This is a genomic window from Enterobacter sp. 18A13 (genome assembly GCF_007035975.1).
GTDB lineage: Bacteria > Pseudomonadota > Gammaproteobacteria > Enterobacterales > Enterobacteriaceae > Enterobacter > Enterobacter vonholyi.
This window is the reverse complement of sequence record NZ_AP019634.1, coordinates 4,442,184-4,460,932: the sequence shown is the minus strand read 5'-3', so window position 1 is coordinate 4,460,932 and position 18,749 is coordinate 4,442,184. Positions and strand designations below refer to the sequence as shown.

The 18,749-nt window shown below is 57.2% G+C and carries 18 protein-coding genes; 10 read left to right on the top strand and 8 right to left on the bottom strand.

Annotated features, from left to right (window positions below; all coding sequences use genetic code 11):
• Positions 1-327 precede the first annotated feature (327 nt).
• From FOY93_RS21555 to hemC, 5 genes are all read right to left on the bottom strand, one after another.
• A complete protein-coding gene (locus tag FOY93_RS21555) occupies positions 328-1,539 on the bottom strand; it encodes an MFS transporter (protein WP_143345651.1) in 1,212 nt (403 codons plus the stop codon).
• 172 nt (positions 1,540-1,711) lie between these two features.
• A complete protein-coding gene (hemY, locus tag FOY93_RS21550; protein ID WP_008501551.1) occupies positions 1,712-2,911 on the bottom strand; it encodes a protoheme IX biogenesis protein HemY in 1,200 nt (399 codons plus the stop codon).
• Positions 2,912-2,913: 2 nt separating this feature from the next.
• Entirely contained in the window at positions 2,914-4,110 is a 1,197-nt protein-coding gene (gene hemX, locus FOY93_RS21545; RefSeq protein WP_143345650.1) for a uroporphyrinogen-III C-methyltransferase, read from the bottom strand.
• A 20-nt stretch (positions 4,111-4,130) separates the two neighbouring features.
• Positions 4,131-4,871: a uroporphyrinogen-III synthase gene (gene hemD / locus FOY93_RS21540; protein ID WP_133295324.1), complete on the bottom strand. Its 741-nt coding sequence runs from the start codon at positions 4,869-4,871 to the stop codon at positions 4,131-4,133.
• On the bottom strand, positions 4,868-5,809 hold the full coding sequence (hemC, locus tag FOY93_RS21535) for a hydroxymethylbilane synthase (protein WP_143345649.1): 942 nt from the start codon (positions 5,807-5,809) through the stop codon (positions 4,868-4,870). Before hemC ends, hemD begins: the two co-directional genes overlap by 4 nt.
• Positions 5,810-6,158: 349 nt before the next feature.
• On the opposite strand from hemC, the gene cyaA reads away from it, so the two are divergent.
• Positions 6,159-8,702: a class I adenylate cyclase gene (cyaA, locus tag FOY93_RS21530; protein WP_143345648.1), complete on the top strand. Its 2,544-nt coding sequence runs from the start codon at positions 6,159-6,161 to the stop codon at positions 8,700-8,702.
• A 90-nt stretch (positions 8,703-8,792) separates the two neighbouring features.
• Here the strand turns inward: cyaA and cyaY are convergent, their stop codons facing one another.
• Positions 8,793-9,113, bottom strand: a complete 321-nt coding sequence (gene cyaY, locus FOY93_RS21525) for an iron donor protein CyaY (protein ID WP_111963531.1) — start codon at positions 9,111-9,113, stop codon at positions 8,793-8,795.
• Between the two features lie 135 nt (positions 9,114-9,248).
• On the opposite strand from cyaY, the gene lptM reads away from it, so the two are divergent.
• The 8 genes from lptM to corA all read left to right on the top strand — a co-directional run bounded on the left by lptM (position 9,249) and on the right by corA (position 16,177).
• The gene (gene lptM / locus FOY93_RS21520; RefSeq protein WP_024907980.1) at positions 9,249-9,452 is read left to right on the top strand and encodes an LPS translocon maturation chaperone LptM; all 204 of its coding nucleotides are present in this window, start codon (positions 9,249-9,251) and stop codon (positions 9,450-9,452) included.
• 35 nt (positions 9,453-9,487) lie between these two features.
• On the top strand, positions 9,488-10,312 hold the full coding sequence (gene dapF / locus FOY93_RS21515) for a diaminopimelate epimerase (protein WP_111963532.1): 825 nt from the start codon (positions 9,488-9,490) through the stop codon (positions 10,310-10,312).
• Positions 10,309-11,016, top strand: a complete 708-nt coding sequence (locus FOY93_RS21510; protein WP_133295321.1) for a DUF484 domain-containing protein — start codon at positions 10,309-10,311, stop codon at positions 11,014-11,016. Before dapF ends, FOY93_RS21510 begins: the two co-directional genes overlap by 4 nt.
• A complete protein-coding gene (xerC, locus tag FOY93_RS21505) occupies positions 11,013-11,915 on the top strand; it encodes a tyrosine recombinase XerC (RefSeq protein ID WP_136196061.1) in 903 nt (300 codons plus the stop codon). Before FOY93_RS21510 ends, xerC begins: the two co-directional genes overlap by 4 nt.
• A complete protein-coding gene (yigB, locus tag FOY93_RS21500; RefSeq protein WP_111963534.1) occupies positions 11,915-12,631 on the top strand; it encodes a 5-amino-6-(5-phospho-D-ribitylamino)uracil phosphatase YigB in 717 nt (238 codons plus the stop codon). Before xerC ends, yigB begins: the two co-directional genes overlap by 1 nt.
• Before the next feature lie 76 nt (positions 12,632-12,707).
• Positions 12,708-14,870, top strand: a complete 2,163-nt coding sequence (uvrD, locus tag FOY93_RS21495; RefSeq protein WP_032646073.1) for a DNA helicase II — start codon at positions 12,708-12,710, stop codon at positions 14,868-14,870.
• A 149-nt stretch (positions 14,871-15,019) separates the two neighbouring features.
• Entirely contained in the window at positions 15,020-15,076 is a 57-nt protein-coding gene (gene ysgD / locus FOY93_RS23785) for a YsgD/CorL family protein (protein ID WP_212743980.1), read from the top strand.
• 150 nt (positions 15,077-15,226) lie between these two features.
• Positions 15,227-16,177, top strand: a complete 951-nt coding sequence (gene corA / locus FOY93_RS21490; protein ID WP_008501540.1) for a magnesium/cobalt transporter CorA — start codon at positions 15,227-15,229, stop codon at positions 16,175-16,177.
• 83 nt (positions 16,178-16,260) lie between these two features.
• Here corA and rarD read toward each other — a convergent pair whose 3' ends face one another.
• Entirely contained in the window at positions 16,261-17,157 is an 897-nt protein-coding gene (gene rarD, locus FOY93_RS21485; RefSeq protein WP_008501539.1) for an EamA family transporter RarD, read from the bottom strand.
• A gap of 51 nt (positions 17,158-17,208) precedes the next feature.
• Positions 17,209-17,676 carry an acyl-CoA thioesterase YigI gene (gene yigI / locus FOY93_RS21480; protein ID WP_008501538.1) on the bottom strand — a complete coding sequence of 156 codons (468 nt, stop codon included), beginning with the start codon at positions 17,674-17,676 and terminating at the stop codon, positions 17,209-17,211.
• A 163-nt stretch (positions 17,677-17,839) separates the two neighbouring features.
• On the opposite strand from yigI, the gene pldA reads away from it, so the two are divergent.
• On the top strand, positions 17,840-18,709 hold the full coding sequence (gene pldA, locus FOY93_RS21475; protein WP_133295316.1) for a phospholipase A: 870 nt from the start codon (positions 17,840-17,842) through the stop codon (positions 18,707-18,709).
• The last annotated feature ends 40 nt before the right edge of the window (positions 18,710-18,749 follow it).

Below are 18,749 nucleotides of genomic sequence, written 5' to 3'. Positions count from 1 at the left end.
CCGATACGTTGTAGAGCTTAAAACGGTGCTTAACAGCATAATTTCCTTTTATCTTAAAATGTTGCGTTATGTAAAAGTTCTGGCTGTCATGTTGGCACGTTACGTGCAATAATATGCGTGTAGATGCTCATTCCATCTCTTATGTTCGCCTTAGTGCCTCATAAACTCAGGAATGACGCAGAGCCATTTACGGTGCTTATCGTCCACTGACAGATGTCGCTTCGGCCTCATCAGACACCATGGACACAACGTTGAGTGAAGCACCAAATATGTTGTCTTACAGACCTGTTTTAACGCCTGCTTTTATAGCAGGCGTTTTTTTATTCCTTATTCCCGATACCGGTGCACGATCAGGGCAACCATCACCAGAGCCGTTGCGGAGACAGCATAGAGTGCCGCTACTGAGCCAAACCCGGCAGCCACTGCCGCTGCGATACTGGTGAAAAGAGAAGCGCTGAGCGTTTGCCAGCGCCAGGCTTTCCCGCTGGCCGAAGCGGTTTGCGTGAGATGAAAACTACTAAGTACGCCAAACGTCCCGGCCGCGAACAGAATATTCGAGGCCAGATGCGCGATAAAGATCATCCCCAGCGCACATGCCATCCACCCGGACAAAAACGGCAGCATGCCATAAGCGGCCAGAAAGATGCCCAGACAAACGATGATGCGCGGTGTGCGAGCGGCAAAGCGCGTCAGACTCTCTTTTTTTAGCAGCATGGGGCCGCAAAGCTGTCCCATGCTCCTTGCAAAAAGCAGAGGCAGGGCAAGACCCGCCGCATCCTGAGGATGGATTTGCTGTGCCAGGGCCGGAAGCAGCGCCATGGCCGGTGAGCCAACGGCCGCCAGCGACGGCAGGATGAGCAGACTGCGTTTCTGCCGAACGGTCAACGTCCGCCAGCATAATGCCGCAGGGGCTTCCTCTTCCTCGAGGGGCGGGAGTGAAGGCGCAGAAAACCGGCGTCCAGCCAGCCATAGCATGAGCAGTGATCCGAGAAAGCTGGCGGCATCAATGGCCAGCAGGGTAAACACGGACGTCTTCTGGAACAGCACCACGCCCAGGCCTGTCCCTAATAATACCTGCGAAGCAAAAATCACATTTTCCAGACAGGTTGCAGCAGGCAGCTCTGCTTCGCTGAGACCGCGCTTAAAGAGCAACGTCAGCGCGGGCCAGCTCATCCCGCTGAGCATCGCCTCGGTGGATTGCACAGCGAGCAATGCGGCAACGCTGTGGTAACCCACGCCAAGCAGGGGAAAGAGCAGGGCGAGCAGGCCCAGCCCTTCGGTCAGTAGCAGCAGGGATATCGGAGAACAGCGTGAGCACAGCTTTTCGCCGATCGTACTGCCGATAAATCCCGGTATCGTAGCGAAAAGAAAAGCGAGTGTGAGCAGACCGGGCGGAGCTGACCACGCTAACAGCAAGCCGAAGACCACGACCTGGGTTAAGCCATTCCCCAGCGAAGAAAAGATAAAAGCACAGGCAAGCAGGCGCAGCCAGCGGTGGCAGCGCAGCGCTTCAATAAGCGCATATAAAAGCGAGTTCATGACGATTTCCTTTCAAAAACGATTTAGTCCACGCTGCAGAAAGTGCGCGTGTGTGAAAAAAAGTTAATGAAAAGACATCGTTACATTGGCGGGTTCGTTTGCGGATGCGGGTGTAAAGAATGTAGCAGGAGAAATGCGATAAAAAAAGGAGGCCATCTGGCCTCCTGATGAATTACTGCTGCGTACCGTTATTTTGCAGCGTCAGCAACAGCCCATCACGGCGCATGGCGGCCGCCTCTTCCGGCTTATGCTGCTTGTCCAGCGTATCGGCAAGCCACGCGTAGTCGAAGGCATCCGGACGCTGCTTCAGCGCCGCGCGGAAGGCGAGGCTTGCCTCCTGCCATTCGCCGTGCTTCATCAACGACTGGCCAAGCGTGCTCCACAGCAGCGGGCGGTCACCAACGGTTTTAATCTGCTGGCGCAGCACTTTTTCGATTTGCTCAGGATTGTTGGTTTTCAGGCGCGGGATCACCATCACCAGGCGATCGTCGTACTGGCGCTTCAGACCGTCGAGGAGGATCTCCTGAGCCGTGTCGTGATCGTCACACTCGATGAGATGTTCCGCCATCGCCACCTGCAGAGGAACCTGCTGGCGCGTTTTACGGCTCTGATTCTTCCACCACGTTTTCAGACCGTCGCTGCCCAGGTCAGCGCGCGCCTGATCCATCAGGCCAATCCACGCCAGACGCTGAAGCTCGTCACGATGTTCATCGTCGCCTACCTCGGCCTTCGCCATTGACGGAATGATGTCCAGCAGTGAGCCCCAGGCGCCGGTACGAATATAGGCCTGCTCGGCAAGGCGCAGCACTTCCGGATGACGCGGCGCGACTTCCAGCAGACGGTCGATACCGTGGCGAGCCGCGTGATTCTCATTACGTGCCAGCTGCAGACGAACGCGCGTAATTTCTACCGGAATCGGGTCGCCGTGAGCCAGCTCAGCCGCCCGCTCCAGGTGCTGATTAGCGCGGGCTTCATCACCGCGCTGCTGCGCCGCTTCGGCCGCCAGCAGATAGTTTACTACCGGCTGTTCGGCGTGGTCGGCGTTTTTCGACATGAGCTTTTCAACCTGCTGATAGTCACCCTCGGCGAGCTTAAGCAGCGCCTGCTCGGTCTGTTTACGGGCGCGGCGACGCTTACGGCCAACGAACCAGCCGCGCGTATGGGCACCGGTACGAAAAATACGGCGCAGGATCCACTCGATCGCAAACAGCACCACCACGCCGAGGATCAGAATGATCGTCAGACCCGTTACGCTGGTTTCAATGTTGTAGTTATCGGTCTGGATCAGGACATAACCCTGATGACCCGCAAGCATAGGCCCCAGGACGATCCCGGCGATCAGCAGGATGAAGAGTAAGAGAACTTTTAGCATCATTACTCTCCTTGCGGTGCGCTTTCAGGCGCAGCAGCCGGAACAGGTGCCGCTCCGCTCGTCTGCTCTGCAGGTACACCCGGCTGCGCCAGAAGATTGCGTACGCGCGTCTGCATCAGTTTCTCCAGAATCGGCTGGCTGGCCAGCTTGTCCGGCACGTTCATGGTGATGTTCTGCTGGCTTAACTTATCAATGTCTTCGAGGAAGGCGGTGGTCGTCGCATCATCGGTGTTGTAGTAGGCGCGTACCCACGTTGAGACGTTATCCAGCGCCTGTTTATAGGTCTCTTCCTGATGACGCGGCACGGCCTGGGCCGCCACCAGCAGGCGGGAACGAATGTTCTCGCGCAGATAGATGTCCTGGTTCGGCGCGAGCAGCGGTACGGCAGTTTCGTCGCGACGGCGGATCGTGATAAAGCTGTCCATAAAGTTCTGCCAGCTTTTTTGCAGGTTTATGCGCCATTCGCTCAGGGAACTGGAAAGCTCGGTACCGTCGGAATCCATCGGGGAGTCGTCGTCGTTGTTATCCGCGAGCTGCAGGTTATCAATCTGATTCGACAGCTGATTCACTTTAAGGATAATGCCGTCGTAATCCACCTGTGAGACGGCGGAGAGGCTGGCGATGTCTTCGGTAATCGCGCGACGGGCGGTGATAAGGCTTGGATCGTTCATGTCGGCCAGGCTTGCATCGGCGCTTTTCAGCAGTGCGGCGGCGGTGGTCACGTCCTGGTCGCTCCAGAGCTTACGTCCGGCGAGCTTCACCAGGAAGTCGGCCTGCGAGAGCAGCCAGGTTTTGGCATCGGTGCCGGAAATCGTGGCGACTTTCTGCTGTACTTCACCCAGCTGTTTAGTCAGCTCTTCCTGTTTACCGTTCGCTTCGGCAAGCGCGGCGGCCTGCTGCTTAATCACGGCTTCCAGCTCGTCTTTCTGCGTCTCCTGCTCTTTTTGCAGGGCAGTGAGCTGATTCACCAGCGCGTCGCTGGTGGACGTCTGGTTAGCGCTCTGTTGTTTCACCAGCCCGTACAGGCCAACCCCCGCTGCCAGCGCAATGGCGATGGCAATCGCGCTCAGCGCGAGGCTTGTTTTGTTGCTGCTGTTTTTCTTCTCAGCGGTTTTCTCAGTCGTCTCTGGCTGTGGCGTCGTCTCCACAGTCTCCCTGGTCTCTTCAACCACGGCGGAGGATTTGTCGTGTTCCGTCATTATGGCTTCCCATTTGAGAGTTATTGTAATGCGCGCAGCAGCGCATCGTTGTCGGCGTTATCAGCGATCCGAATATCCTGCCAGCCCAGTTCCCGGGCCTGGTTCGCCAGACGCTCACTGACGACCAGAAGCCGACAGCGGAGTAACCAGTTTTCGCGATACCAAAGCGGTATCAGCGACCAAAGCTGTTGTAACATTTCACCGCTGGTGACCACCAGCGTATTAATGCCGCGCGCGTGCCAGCGCATCGCCTCTTCCGCGCCATCGTAGTGTTTTGCACAGCGCTGATAGCACTCAACGAACGTTACGTCGGCACCACGTTCATGCAGCGTTTCACCCAGCAGCTCGCGGCCACCGTTGCCGCGCAAAATGAGCGCACGCTTTCCGGCAATAGTTTGTAATTCAGGTAATTGTAGCAAGACTTCACTGATTTCCCGATCTAACGGGTAACGAACGTCCGCGCTGCTTACTGTATGCAGCGCCAGTGCCGTTGTTCGGCCAATCGCGAAATAGCGGGGGGCAACTGGCCAGGCCAAACTCTGCTGTTGCAGCTGCGCATGGGCAAATTCCACCGCATGTTGCGACAGCGCAAACAGCAGGTCGCCGTCCTGAAGGGTATTCATCTGGTCGGCGAGCGCAGAGAGCTCCCGACCGGGGGAGAATTCAATGAGAGGAAAACTCCAGGCCACCTGCCCCAGTGCGCGCAGACGGCTCACTAACTGCTCTCCTGCGGGAGAAGGGCGGGTGACGAGAATACTCATGCAGGGGGTTCTCCGTTGTAAACGTCAGCCAGAATCTCGCGGGCGCCGTTATCCAGTAATTCTTCCGCCAGCGACACGCCAAGCTGCTCGGCATCTTGCGCCTTGCCGCGACGTTCGCCGCGTACCATCTGCGAACCGTCAGGGGCGCCCACCAGCGCGCGCAGCCACAGTTCGCCATTCGTCAATTCAGCATAGCTGCCAATTGGAACCTGGCACCCGCCTTCGAGGCGGGTATTCATCGCCCGCTCCGCTTTTACGCGGGTAGCGGTCTCGTCATGGTTCAGCGGTGCGAGCAGTTCGCGGGTACGCGCATCGTTCAGGCGGCACTCGATGCCGACTGCACCCTGGCCCACGGCCGGCAGCGACAGCTCTGGCGGCAACGCCACGCGAATGCGCGACTCCAGCCCCAGACGCTTCAGACCGGCAACGGCGAGGATAATGGCATCGTAATCGCCGTTATCCAGCTTGCCCAGACGCGTTCCGACGTTACCGCGCAGTGAGCGGATGATCAGGTCAGGACGGCGCTCCGCCAGCTGACACTGACGGCGTAAACTGGACGTGCCAACCACGCTACCCTCCGGCAGCGCGTCGAGCGAGTCGTAGTGGTTGGAGACAAACGCATCGCGCGGATCTTCGCGCTCGCAGATGGTCACCAGTCCCAGCCCTTCCGGGAACTCGACGGGCACGTCTTTCATCGAATGTACGGCGATATCGGCGCGGTTCTCAAGCAATGCCAGTTCCAGTTCTTTGACAAACAGGCCTTTGCCGCCCACTTTCGCCAGGGGCGTATCGAGGATCACGTCACCGCGTGTGACCATCGGCACCAGCTCGACGCGCAATCCACTGTGGCAGGCTTCCAGGCGCTGCTTCACATAATGTGCCTGCCAGAGCGCGAGAGGGCTTTGGCGTGTGGCAATTCTCAAAACATTGTCTAACATGCTTGTTACCGTCATTATCAATCGCTAACCATCCTAACATTGTTGACTCTGGGATGGCAGTTTTACGGTTGATGAGCGTGAGAGGGACAAGGCGGCGTATTCGTCAGCCAGAGCCGTATTCAGGAATTTACACGTACAGAACGGTGCTACACTTGTATGTAGCGCATCTTTCTTTACGGTCAACCGGCAAGGTGTTAAATTGATCACGTTTTAGACCATTTTTTCGTCGGTACCACCAAAAATGATAAAGGCGAAAAAGGGTAACGGTTATCTTTTTGAAATACTGCGGGTCCGCTGTTACTCGTGTTTTGAATAGCTTGCGACACCCGGAAACATCAGGCGATACGTCTTGTACCTCTATATTGAGACTCTGAAACAGAGACTGGATGCCATAAATCAACTGCGTGTGGATCGCGCGCTTGCTGCCATGGGCCCTGCTTTCCAGCAGGTATACAGTCTGCTGCCGACATTATTGCACTATCACCATCCGCTGATGCCTGGCTACCTTGACGGTAACGTTCCCCAGGGCATTTGCCTTTTCACGCCTGATGAAACCCAACAGCATTATCTGAACGAGCTGGAACTTTACCGCGGCATGCCGCCACAGGAATCTCCAAAAGGTGAACTGCCTATTACCGGCGTTTACTCAATGGGGAGCACCTCATCGGTAGGGCAAAGCTGTTCTTCGGACCTGGACATCTGGGTCTGTCATCAGTCCTGGCTCGATAACGACGAGCGTCAGCTACTGCAGCGTAAATGCAGCCTGCTGGAGAGCTGGGCGGCCTCGCTCGGCGTGGAAGTGAGCTTCTTCCTTATTGATGAAAACCGTTTCCGCCATAACGAAAGCGGCAGTCTGGGTGGTGAGGACTGCGGCTCGACTCAGCACATCTTATTGCTGGATGAATTCTACCGTACTGCTGTGCGTCTGGCCGGGAAGCGTATTCTGTGGAATATGGTCCCGTGCGAAGAAGAAGAGCATTACGATGACTACGTCATGTCGCTTTACGCGCAGGGCGTACTGACGCCAAACGAATGGCTGGATCTCGGCGGCCTCAGCTCTCTGTCAGCAGAAGAGTATTTTGGCGCAAGCCTCTGGCAGCTCTATAAGAGTATCGACTCACCGTATAAAGCGGTGCTGAAAACGCTGCTGCTGGAAGCCTATTCCTGGGAATACCCTACGCCGCGCCTGCTGGCGAAAGATATCAAGCAGCGTCTGCACGACGGGGAAATCGTCTCCTTCGGGCTGGACGCCTACTGCATGATGCTGGAGCGCGTAACCGAGTACCTGAAAGCCATCGATGACACCACGCGTCTTGACCTGGTGCGTCGATGTTTCTATCTCAAAGTCTGTGAGAAATTGAGCCGCGAACGCGCCTGCGTGGGCTGGCGTCGTGAAGTGGTCAGTCAGTTAGTGAAAGAGTGGGGATGGGACGAAGCGCGTCTGTCCATGCTCGATAACCGGGCCAACTGGAAAATCGATCAGGTGCGTGAAGCGCACAACGAACTGCTCGATGCGATGATGCAAAGCTACCGCAACCTGATCCGCTTTGCGCGCCGTAACAACCTCAGCGTTTCTGCCAGCCCGCAGGACATCGGGGTATTGACCCGTAAGCTTTACGCCGCGTTTGAAGCGCTGCCGGGTAAAGTCACCCTGGTTAACCCGCAGATTTCGCCAGACCTGTCAGAACCGAATCTGACCTTTATCTACGTACCGCCGGGCCGCGCGAACCGCACCGGGTGGTATCTGTACAACCGTGCGCCAAGCATGGATTCAATTATCAGCCATCAGCCGCTGGAGTATAACCGCTACCTGAACAAGCTGGTGGCCTGGGCCTGGTTTAACGGTCTGCTGACCTCGCGCACGCGCCTGTTTATCAAAGGCAACGAGGTGGTTGATCTTGCTAAGCTGCAGGAGATGGTCACGGATGTATCGCACCACTTCCCGCTGCGTCTGCCTGCCCCTACGCCGAAAGCGCTCTACAGCCCGTGTGAGATTCGCCATCTGGCGATTATCGTCAACCTGGAATACGACCCGACGGCGGCCTTCCGCAATCAGGTGGTTCACTTTGACTTCCGCAAGCTGGACGTCTTTAGCTTTGGCGAGCAGCAAAACTGCCTGGTAGGCAGTGTCGATCTGTTGTACCGCAACTCGTGGAACGAAGTGCGTACCCTGCACTTCAACGGCGAGCAGGCAATGATCGAAGCGCTGAAAACCATTCTTGGCAAGATGCACCAGGATGCCGCGCCGCCGGACAGCGTGGAAGTGTTCTGCTACAGCCAGCACCTGCGCGGTTTAATTCGCACCCGCGTGCAGCAGCTGGTTTCTGAGTGTATCGAACTGCGTCTCTCCAGTACCCGTCAGGAAACAGGCCGCTTTAAAGCGCTGCGCGTCTCCGGTCAGACCTGGGGACTGTTCTTCGAGCGCCTGAACGTGTCGGTACAGAAGCTGGAAAACGCCATCGAGTTTTACGGCGCGATTTCACACAACAAGCTGCATGGCCTGTCGGTGCAGGTGGAAACCAACCACGTTAAGCTCCCGCAGGTGGTGGACGGATTCGCCAGTGAAGGGATTATTCAGTTCTTCTTTGAAGAGTCGGGCGACGATGCCGGATTCAACATCTACATTCTGGATGAGACTAACCGCGCCGAGGTATATCACCATTGTGAAGGCAGTAAAGAGGAGCTGGTGCGCGATGTCAGCCGCTTCTACTCCTCTTCGCATGACCGCTTTACCTACGGCTCAAGCTTTATCAACTTTAACCTGCCGCAGTTCTACCAGATTGTGAACGTCGACGGCCGTACGCAGGTGATTCCGTTCCGCACCCAATCCGTCACGCCTGCCGCGCCTGCCAATCAGGACACCGCCCCGCTGTTGCAGCAGTATTTCTCCTGAGCCTTTTCGCCGGGTGGCGCTCACGCTTACCCGGCCTACGGTTCGAGCCGTGTAGGCCCGGTAAGGCGCAGCCGCCACCGGGCAAGAAAACTACCTGAAACTCACGTTCTCACCCGCCTGCGCGGTCGCCGCCTGTTCCAGCAGATCCCAGAACGGTACGCCGCTACGGTCGCAAACCCATTCCCCGTCTTTTAGATCGAAATGATAGCCGCCCTGTTTAGCGGCCAGCCACACCTGGTGAAGCGGCTCCTGGCGGTTAATAATAATTTTGCTGCCATTTTCGAAGCTCAGGGTCAGAATGCCGCCGTTGATTTCACAATCGATATCGCTGTCACCGTCCCAGTCGTCAAGACGCTCTTCGATGGTCATCCACAGGTTGTCGGCAAGGCGATGGAATTCACTGTCGTTCATGGTTTTGTTCCTGTTTTTCGTGATGCCGGCAGTATAACCCTAAATAATTCCCGTTGCAGGAAAGCGGCAAACTCTTGCTTTTGTGTCTTCTCCTGCGATGATAGAAACAGATTTGAACTTACGGGCAACTTTATAATGAAAAACGCTTTCCGAACGCTTGCCGTTCTCATCACGCTGTTTAGCCTGACTGGCTGCGGACTGAAGGGACCACTGTACTTTCCGCCTGCGGATAAAACCGCGCCGCCGCCGACGAAACCGGTTAACAGCGGCATTGAGTCTACCACGCCAAATACTAACGACCGTGGCGACAACGGTGGCCCGACTCAGGTTAATCTCTGACGACAACGTTCTGTACCCGCGCAATGGAGCAAATGATGCAGTTCTCTAAAATGCATGGCCTTGGCAACGATTTTATGGTCGTCGACGCGGTAACGCAGAATGTGTTTTTCTCGCCTGAACTGATCCGTCGCCTGGCGGATCGGCATCTGGGCGTGGGGTTCGATCAGCTGCTGGTGGTCGAGCCACCGTACGATCCCGATCTTGATTTCCACTACCGTATTTTTAACGCGGACGGCAGCGAAGTTAACCAGTGCGGCAACGGCGCGCGCTGTTTCGCCCGCTTTGTCCGCCTGAAAGGGCTGACCAACAAGCGTGATATTCGCGTCAGCACGGCCAATGGTCGCATGGTGCTCAGCGTCACCGATGATGAGCTGGTGCGCGTGAACATGGGCGAGCCTAACTTCGAGCCCTCCGTCGTGCCGTTTCGCGCAAACAAAGCGGAAAAGACCTATATTATGCGTGCGGCCGAGCAGACAGTATTGTGCGGCGTCGTCTCAATGGGTAACCCACACTGCGTGATTCAGGTTGATGATGTGGAAACTGCCGCGGTCGAAACGCTCGGCCCGGTACTGGAAAGCCACGAACGTTTCCCGGAGCGCGCGAACATCGGCTTTATGCAGGTGGTGAAGCGCGAACACATTCGCCTGCGGGTTTACGAGCGCGGCGCGGGTGAGACTCAGGCCTGCGGAAGCGGTGCCTGTGCTGCGGTGGCCGTGGGCATCTCCCAGGGGGTACTGGCTGAAGAGGTTCGCGTGGAATTACCGGGCGGTCGGCTTGATATCGCCTGGAAAGGACCGGGTCATCCACTGTATATGACTGGCCCGGCGGCACATGTCTATGACGGGTTTATCCATCTATGAAACAACCAGGGGAAGAACTGCAGGAAACAGTGACGGAACTGGACGACAGGGCTGTTGTTGATTATCTGCTGCGCAATCCTGAGTTTTTTATTCGCAATGCACGCGCCGTCGAAGAGATGCGCGTGCCGCACCCGGTTCGCGGAACCGTGTCGCTGGTCGAATGGCACATGGCGCGCTCGCGCAACCACATCAGCCAGCTTGAAGAGAACATGACGCTGCTGATGGAGCAGGCCAGCACCAACGAAAGCCTGTTCTATCGACTGCTGCATCTGCAGGCGCGTCTGGCGTCGGCGCACAGCCTCGACGAGTTCCTCAGCCGTTTCCACCGCTGGGCGCGCGAGCTGGGGCTGGCGGGCGCAACGATTCGTCTTTTCCCTGACCGCTGGCGCATCGGCGCGCCGTCGGGATTTACCCATCTGGCTCTCAGCCGTCAGGCATTTGAACCGCTGCGCATTCAGCGTCTGGGCCATGATCACCACTATCTGGGGCCGCTGAACGGGCCTGAGCTGCTGGTGGTATTACCGGAAGCCAAAGCGATTGGCTCGGTGGCGATGTCGCTGATGGGGCGCGATGGCGATCTGGGCGTCATATTATTTACCAGCCGCGACGCGCATCACTACGAGCAGGGGCAAGCCACGCACCTGCTGCAGGAGATCGCCCTGATGCTGCCTGAGCTGCTGGAGCGCTGGATTGAGCGCGTATGATGGACGGACTGCTCGCCACTGACGTCTCGCGCTTTCTGCGCTATCTCGGCGTGGAACGTCAGCTTAGCCCCATTACGCTGCTTAACTATCAGCGTCAGCTTGATGCCATCATGCAGATCGCCGACGAAATCGGCCTGAAAAGCTGGCAACAATGTGACGCTGCGACGGTACGCGGGTTTGTTGTGCGTAGCCGTAAAAAAAATCTCAGCCCGGCGAGCCTGGCGCTCAGGCTCTCAGCGCTGCGCAGCTTCTTCGACTGGCTGGTCAGCCAGGGGGGCTTAAAAGCCAACCCGGCAAAAGGGATCGCCACGCCGAAGGCGCCGCGCCATCTGCCTAAAAATATCGACGTTGACGACGTAAACCGCCTGCTGGATATCGATCTGAACGATCCGCTGGCCGTGCGCGACCGCGCGATGCTGGAGGTGATGTACGGTGCCGGGTTACGTCTGTCTGAGCTCGTTAACCTCGACCTCAAGCATCTCGATCTGGAATCGGGCGAAGTGTGGGTAATGGGTAAGGGCAGCAAAGAGCGCCGCCTGCCGATTGGCCGCAATGCGGTCTCCTGGATTGAGCACTGGCTTGACCTGCGCGGGCTGTTTGGCTCCGACGAAGATGCGCTGTTCCTGTCGAAGCTTGGCAAGCGGATCTCGGCGCGTAACGTGCAGAAGCGCTTTGCGGAGTGGGGCATTAAGCAGGGGCTGAACAGCCACGTTCACCCGCACAAGCTGCGCCACTCCTTTGCGACACACATGCTTGAGTCGAGCGGCGATCTGCGCGGCGTGCAGGAACTGCTTGGCCACGCAAATCTGTCGACCACTCAAATCTATACCCACTTAGACTTCCAGCACCTTGCCTCGGTGTATGACGCGGCGCATCCACGCGCCAAACGGGGGAAATAATGCGTTTTTACCGCCCACTCGGTCAGATCTCAGCCCTGACGTTTGACCTTGATGACACTCTTTATGACAACCGCGAGGTGATCCTGCGCACCGAGCAGGAGTCCCTGGCGTTTGTGCAGAACTACCATCCCGCGCTGAAGGCGATACAGAACAAGGACTTCCAGAAGCTGCGCCAGTCCCTGCGTGAGACCGAGCCGGACATTTACCACGACGTGACCGAATGGCGTCGTCGCGCGGTTGAGCAGGCGATGCTCAACGTGGGTCTGAGCACGCAGGATGCCGCCATTGGGGCGGAAGCGGCCATGGAAAACTTTGCTAAATGGCGCAGCCGCATCGACGTGCCGCAGGAAACCCACGACACGCTGGCGAAGCTTGCCGAAAAGTGGCCGCTGGTGGCCATCACCAACGGCAATGCCCAGCCGGAGCTGTTTGGCCTCAGCGATTATTTTGAATTCGTGCTGCGTGCGGGTCCTCACGGGCGCGCGAAGCCGTTCAGTGACATGTACCATCTGGCGGCAGATAAGCTTAACCTGCCGCTGGGTGAGATCCTGCACGTGGGGGATGACCTGACCACAGACGTGGCCGGCGCCATCCGCTGCGGGATGCAGGCCTGCTGGATCAAGCCGGAAAACGCTGACCTGATGATCGCCTCCGATAGCCGTCTTCTGCCGCACGTGGAAATTTCACGGTTGGCATCCCTCACGACGCTGATATAATCATCAATTGTTCTGTATAAATTAACAGGGTTTTGGCGAATGCTATTCGCCTGCCCGACATGACGTGACGGTGCCAATGGACGTTTCTTACCTGCTCGACAGCCTTAATGACAAACAGCGTGACGCGGTTGCCGCCTCGCGCACCAACCTGCTGGTGCTGGCTGGAGCGGGAAGTGGTAAGACGCGCGTGCTGGTTCACCGTATCGCCTGGCTGCAGAGCGTGGAAAACTGCTCGCCGTACTCCATCATGGCGGTCACGTTCACCAACAAGGCGGCGGCGGAGATGCGCCACCGCATCGCCCAACTGATGGGCACCAGCCAGGGCGGCATGTGGGTCGGCACCTTCCACGGCCTGGCGCACCGCCTGCTGCGCGCACACCACATGGACGCCAACCTGCCGCAGGATTTCCAGATCCTCGACAGCGAAGACCAGCTCCGTCTGCTGAAACGGCTGATCAAGGCGATGAACCTCGACGAGAAGCAGTGGCCGCCGCGTCAGGCGATGTGGTACATCAACGGCCAGAAAGACGAGGGGCTGCGCCCGCACCACATTCAGAGCTTCGGCAACCCGGTCGAGCAGACCTGGCAGAACGTCTACAAGGCCTATCAGGAAGCGTGCGATCGCGCCGGTCTGGTGGATTTCGCCGAGCTGCTGCTGCGCGCCCACGAGCTGTGGCTGAACAAACCGCACATCCTGCAGCACTACCGTGAACGCTTCACCAATATCCTGGTGGACGAATTCCAGGATACCAACAACATCCAGTACGCGTGGATCCGCCTGCTGGCCGGCGATACCGGCAAGGTGATGATCGTGGGCGATGATGACCAGTCGATCTACGGCTGGCGCGGGGCGCAGGTGGAGAACATCCAGCGCTTCCTCAACGATTTCCCCGGCGCGGAAACCATCCGTCTGGAGCAGAACTACCGCTCAACCAGCAACATCCTGAGCGCGGCCAACGCCCTGATTGAGAACAACAACGGGCGTCTGGGTAAAAAGCTGTGGACCGACGGCGTCGATGGCGAACCGATTTCGATTTACTGCGCCTTCAACGAGCTCGACGAAGCGCGCTTCGTGGTGAACCGCATCAAAACCTGGCAGGACAACGGCGGCGCGCTGGAGCAGTGCGCCATTCTCTACCGCAGCAACGCCCAGTCGCGCGTGCTGGAAGAGGCGCTGCTGCAGGTGAGCATGCCGTACCGCATTTATGGCGGCATGCGCTTCTTCGAACGTCAGGAAATCAAAGATGCGCTGTCGTATCTGCGTCTGATTGCCAACCGTAACGACGACGCGGCGTTTGAACGCGTGGTCAACACGCCCACCCGTGGGATTGGCGACCGTACGCTGGACGTGGTGCGTCAGGCCTCGCGCGACCGCCAGCTGACGCTGTGGCAGGCGTGCCGCGAGCTGCTGCAGGAAAAAGCGCTTGCCGGACGTGCCGCCAGCGCATTGCAGCGCTTCCTTGAGCTGATTGACGCCCTCGCGCAGGAAACGGCCGACATGCCGCTGCACGTGCAGACCGACCGGGTGATTAAAGATTCCGGCCTGCGCACCATGTATGAGCAGGAAAAAGGTGAGAAGGGCCAGACCCGTATTGAGAACTTAGAGGAACTGGTCACGGCAACGCGCCAGTTCAGCTACAACGAAGAAGACGAAGACCTGATGCCGCTGCAGGCGTTCCTCTCCCACGCCGCGCTGGAAGCGGGGGAAGGGCAGGCCGATACCTGGCAGGATGCGGTTCAGCTCATGACCCTGCACTCTGCCAAAGGACTGGAGTTCCCGCAGGTGTTCATCGTCGGGATGGAAGAGGGGATGTTCCCGAGCCAGATGTCGCTGGATGAAGGCGGCCGTCTGGAAGAGGAACGCCGTCTGGCCTACGTGGGCGTGACGCGCGCGATGCAGAAGCTGACGCTGACCTATGCGGAAACCCGCCGTCTGTACGGTAAAGAGGTCTATCACCGTCCATCGCGCTTTATCGGTGAACTGCCGGAAGAGTGCGTGGAGGAGGTGCGTCTGCGGGCGAGCATCAGTCGTCCTGTCAGCCATCAGCGCATGGGTTCGCCGATTGCGGAAACCGACACTGGCTACAAGCTGGGCCAGCGCGTGCGCCATTCGAAGTTTGGCGAAGGCACCATTGTGAATCTGGAAGGCAGCGGCGAGCACAGCCGCCTGCAGGTGGCGTTCCAGGGGCAGGGGATTAAATGGCTGGTGGCGGCCTACGCGAAGCTGGAAACAGTCTAACATACAGAAAAATATCATTATTTTGTAATAATCTGCTAGCCTTATACGTTGAAGGTCAATTAATGCCCTTCAGCGTTTCGTTGCGTGTTGACGCCACAGTTATAGCTGGCGTAACATGCGCGCACGATTACGCTAAGAGGACATTCGCCTTGGACACACCCAGTAGATACTGGCTCAATTCCCTGTCATCCAGGAACAACTCCTAAGGCTATCTCCTCTTGCTGATGGCCTTAGTGGTTGTCAGCGACTGCATTATTCCCGTCGCGCTGAGTCAGGCTGTTTAATGGTCTGAAACCCAATTTGTTTCTGTGTGCCCACCGAACTGTCCGATATTTTTTGCATTGGGAGTCCCGGTCATGTTGAGCGCATTTCAACTCGAAAATAACCGACTGACTCGGCTTGAAGCCGAAGAGTCACAGCCCCTCATTGATGCCGTATGGGTGGATCTGGTCGAGCCGGACGACGATGAGCGCCTTCGCGTACAATCTGAGCTGGGGCAAAGCCTGGCAACCCGCCCGGAACTGGAAGACATCGAAGCATCCGCGCGTTTTTTTGAAGACGAAGACGGTCTGCATATTCACTCCTTCTTCTTCTTTGAAGATGCGGAAGACCACGCGGGTAACTCCACCGTGGCGTTTACCATTCGCGATGGCCGCCTGTTTACGCTGCGCGAGCGCGAGCTGCCGGCATTCCGTCTCTACCGCATGCGCGCCCGCAGCCAGGCAATGGTGGATGGTAACGCTTACGAGCTGCTGCTCGATCTGTTCGAGACCAAAATTGAACAGCTGGCGGACGAAATTGAAAACATCTATAGCGATCTGGAAAAGCTGAGCCGCGTGATCATGGAAGGCCATCAGGGCGATGAGTACGACGAGGCACTCTCCACGCTGGCTGAGCTGGAAGATATCGGCTGGAAGGTGCGTTTGTGTCTGATGGATACCCAGCGCGCGCTGAACTTCCTGGTGCGCAAGGCGCGTCTGCCGGGCGGTCAGCTGGAGCAGGCGCGTGAGATCCTGCGCGATATCGAATCCCTGCTGCCGCACAACGAATCCCTGTTCCAGAAGGTCAACTTCCTGATGCAGGCGGCGATGGGCTTTATCAACATCGAGCAGAACCGCATCATCAAGATCTTCTCGGTGGTGTCCGTAGTGTTCCTGCCGCCAACGCTGGTGGCATCCAGCTATGGGATGAACTTCGAGTTTATGCCGGAGCTGAAGTGGAGCTTTGGTTACCCGGGGGCGATTATCTTTATGATCCTCGCGGGGCTGGCGCCGTATCTGTACTTTAAGCGCCGGAACTGGCTGTAAAAATCTGGCGGGTGGCGCTGCGCTTACCCGCCCTACGATCGAATTCCCTCTCCCTGTGGGAGAGGGTTAGAGTTAGGGCAACTTCACAGCCCTTTGCGCCCCCTGCGCTGGGTATAAATCGCATCGGCGACGAAAATCGCCAGCGCCACCCAGATAAAGGCGAACGTCACCATCTTATCCGCCCCCGGCACCTCGCCGTAAAACACCACCGCCAGCAGGAACATTAGCGTCGGGCCAATGTACTGGAAGAAACCCAGCGTGGAGAGACGCAGGCGCGTCGCCGCACCGGTGAAGCACAGCAGTGGAATAGTGGTCACCACGCCCGCCGCCATCAGCATCAGGTTTAGCGACCACGGGTTGCTGCCCATGTGGCTGGTTGGGCTGTCGGCGATGCCGAAAAGATAAATCGCCGCCACGGGCAGCAGCCACAAGGTTTCAAACAGCATCCCCGTCTGCGCTTCTACCGCAATCTTCTTACGCACCAGGCCGTAGAACGCAAAGCTGAACGCCAGGCCGAGGGCAATAATCGGCAGCGAGCCGAAGGTCCAGAGCTGCACCAGTACGCCGCAGAAGGCCAGAATCACCGCCACCCACTGCATCCGGCGGAAGCGCTCACCGAGGAAAATCATCCCCAGCACGATATTCACCAGCGGGTTAATGAAGTACCCCAGGCTCGCTTCGAGCATGTGATGGTTATTCACCGCCCAGATAAACAGCAGCCAGTTGCCGCCAATCAGCACGGCAGAAAGTGCCAGCAGGAAGATCTTCTTCGGGGTTTGCAGCAGCGTTTTGACGCCCGACCACTGACGGCTGAGGCTCATCAGCGCAATCATAAAGAAGAACGACCAGATGACGCGGTGAGTCAGGATCTCATCGGCCGGAACGTAGGCGATAAGCTTGAAATACGCCGGGGCGATACCCCAAATAAAATAAGCGGCAAGGGCGAGTAAAACGCCCTGCCGCGTCTGTTTAGCATCCATCGGGAAAATCCGTTACAAAAAAGTGAATTAATTTTACCCGATTTTGCCGCCTCAACCCACCATATAAGTGGCGGTTGCGCTGGCGATATACACCTGTTCTTCGTTGTGTAATTCAACGCGCGCCACGGCGACTTTATTCCCCGCGCGCAGCAGGCTGCTGGTACAGGTAAAGCGATTTCCGCGCCCCGGGCGAAGATAGTCGACGCGCAGATCGATGGTGCCCATGCGCGCCAGACGCTGGCGGAGTTCGTCTTCGTTGATGGTGTCATGGCGGGTCAGCGTGCTGCCCACGCAGACCAGACCTGCCGCCACGTCAAGCGCGGAGGCAATCACGCCGCCGTGCAAAATACTTTGCGCCCAGTTCCCTACCATCATCGGCTGGTTGTTGAAGCTCAGCTGGGCAAAGTCTTTCTCGTAACGCTCCAGCTCCAGTCCCAGCGCGCGGTTAAACGGCATATGGTAAACAAAAATCTCGCCCACGAGTTTTAACACTTCTTCGGCGGTAAGCATGGCTGACATGAGGCATCACATCCTTATTGTTAACGAAATGTTGATTTTATGCCTCAGCAACAAGGAATTCCACTTTCAAAAACGAGGATGCAGCAGTTGTCGCAGAAGTCTGTAGAATGTCCGCCACATAACTATTTAGCTAATTTTACTCTTTTGCAGGAGAACACCACCGATGCGGACGTATCTGGCATGGTTACTGGCGGCGGTTGCGCTGCCCCTCACAGCATATGCGCAGGAAGCGACAATCAAAGAGGTGCATGATAAGCCTGCCGTTCACGGTAGCATTATCGCGAACCTTCTTCAGGAGCATGACAATCCGTTCACGCTCTATCCGTATGACACCAACTACGTGATTTACACCCAGACCAGCGATCTCAACAAAGAGGCGATAAGCTCCTATAACTGGTCTGATAATGCGCGTAAAGATGAGGTGAAGTTCCAGCTCAGCCTCGCTTTCCCGTTCTGGCGCGGCATTCTGGGACCGAACTCGGTGTTTGGTGCCTCCTATACGCAGAAGTCCTGGTGGCAGCTCTCTAACAGCGGGGAATCCTCGCCGTTCCGCGAAACCAACTATGAGCCCCAGCTGTTCCTCGGCTTTGCAACGGATTATGAGTTTGCGGGCTGGACGTTACGCGATGTGGAAGTGGGCTTTAACCATGACTCTAACGGACGTTCCGATCCGACATCCCGTAGCTGGAACCGTGCCTATACGCGCCTGATGGCGCAGAACGGTAACTGGATGGTGGAAGTGAAGCCGTGGTATGTGGTCGGCAGCACTGATGACAACCCGGACATCACCAAATATATGGGCTACTACCAGCTTAAAGTCGGCTACCAGTTAGGTGATGCCGTGCTGAGTGCGAAAGGTCAGTACAACTGGAACACCGGCTACGGCGGCGCGGAAGTGGGCTTAAGCTATCCGGTAAGCAAGCATGTCCGCCTTTATACACAAGTCTACAGCGGTTACGGCGAGTCGCTTATCGATTACAACTTCAACCAGACCCGCGTCGGCGTGGGCGTGATGCTGAACGATATTCTCTAGGCTGTTCGAATGTTTTTGCGTTAAACGTTGAAGTTTCTCT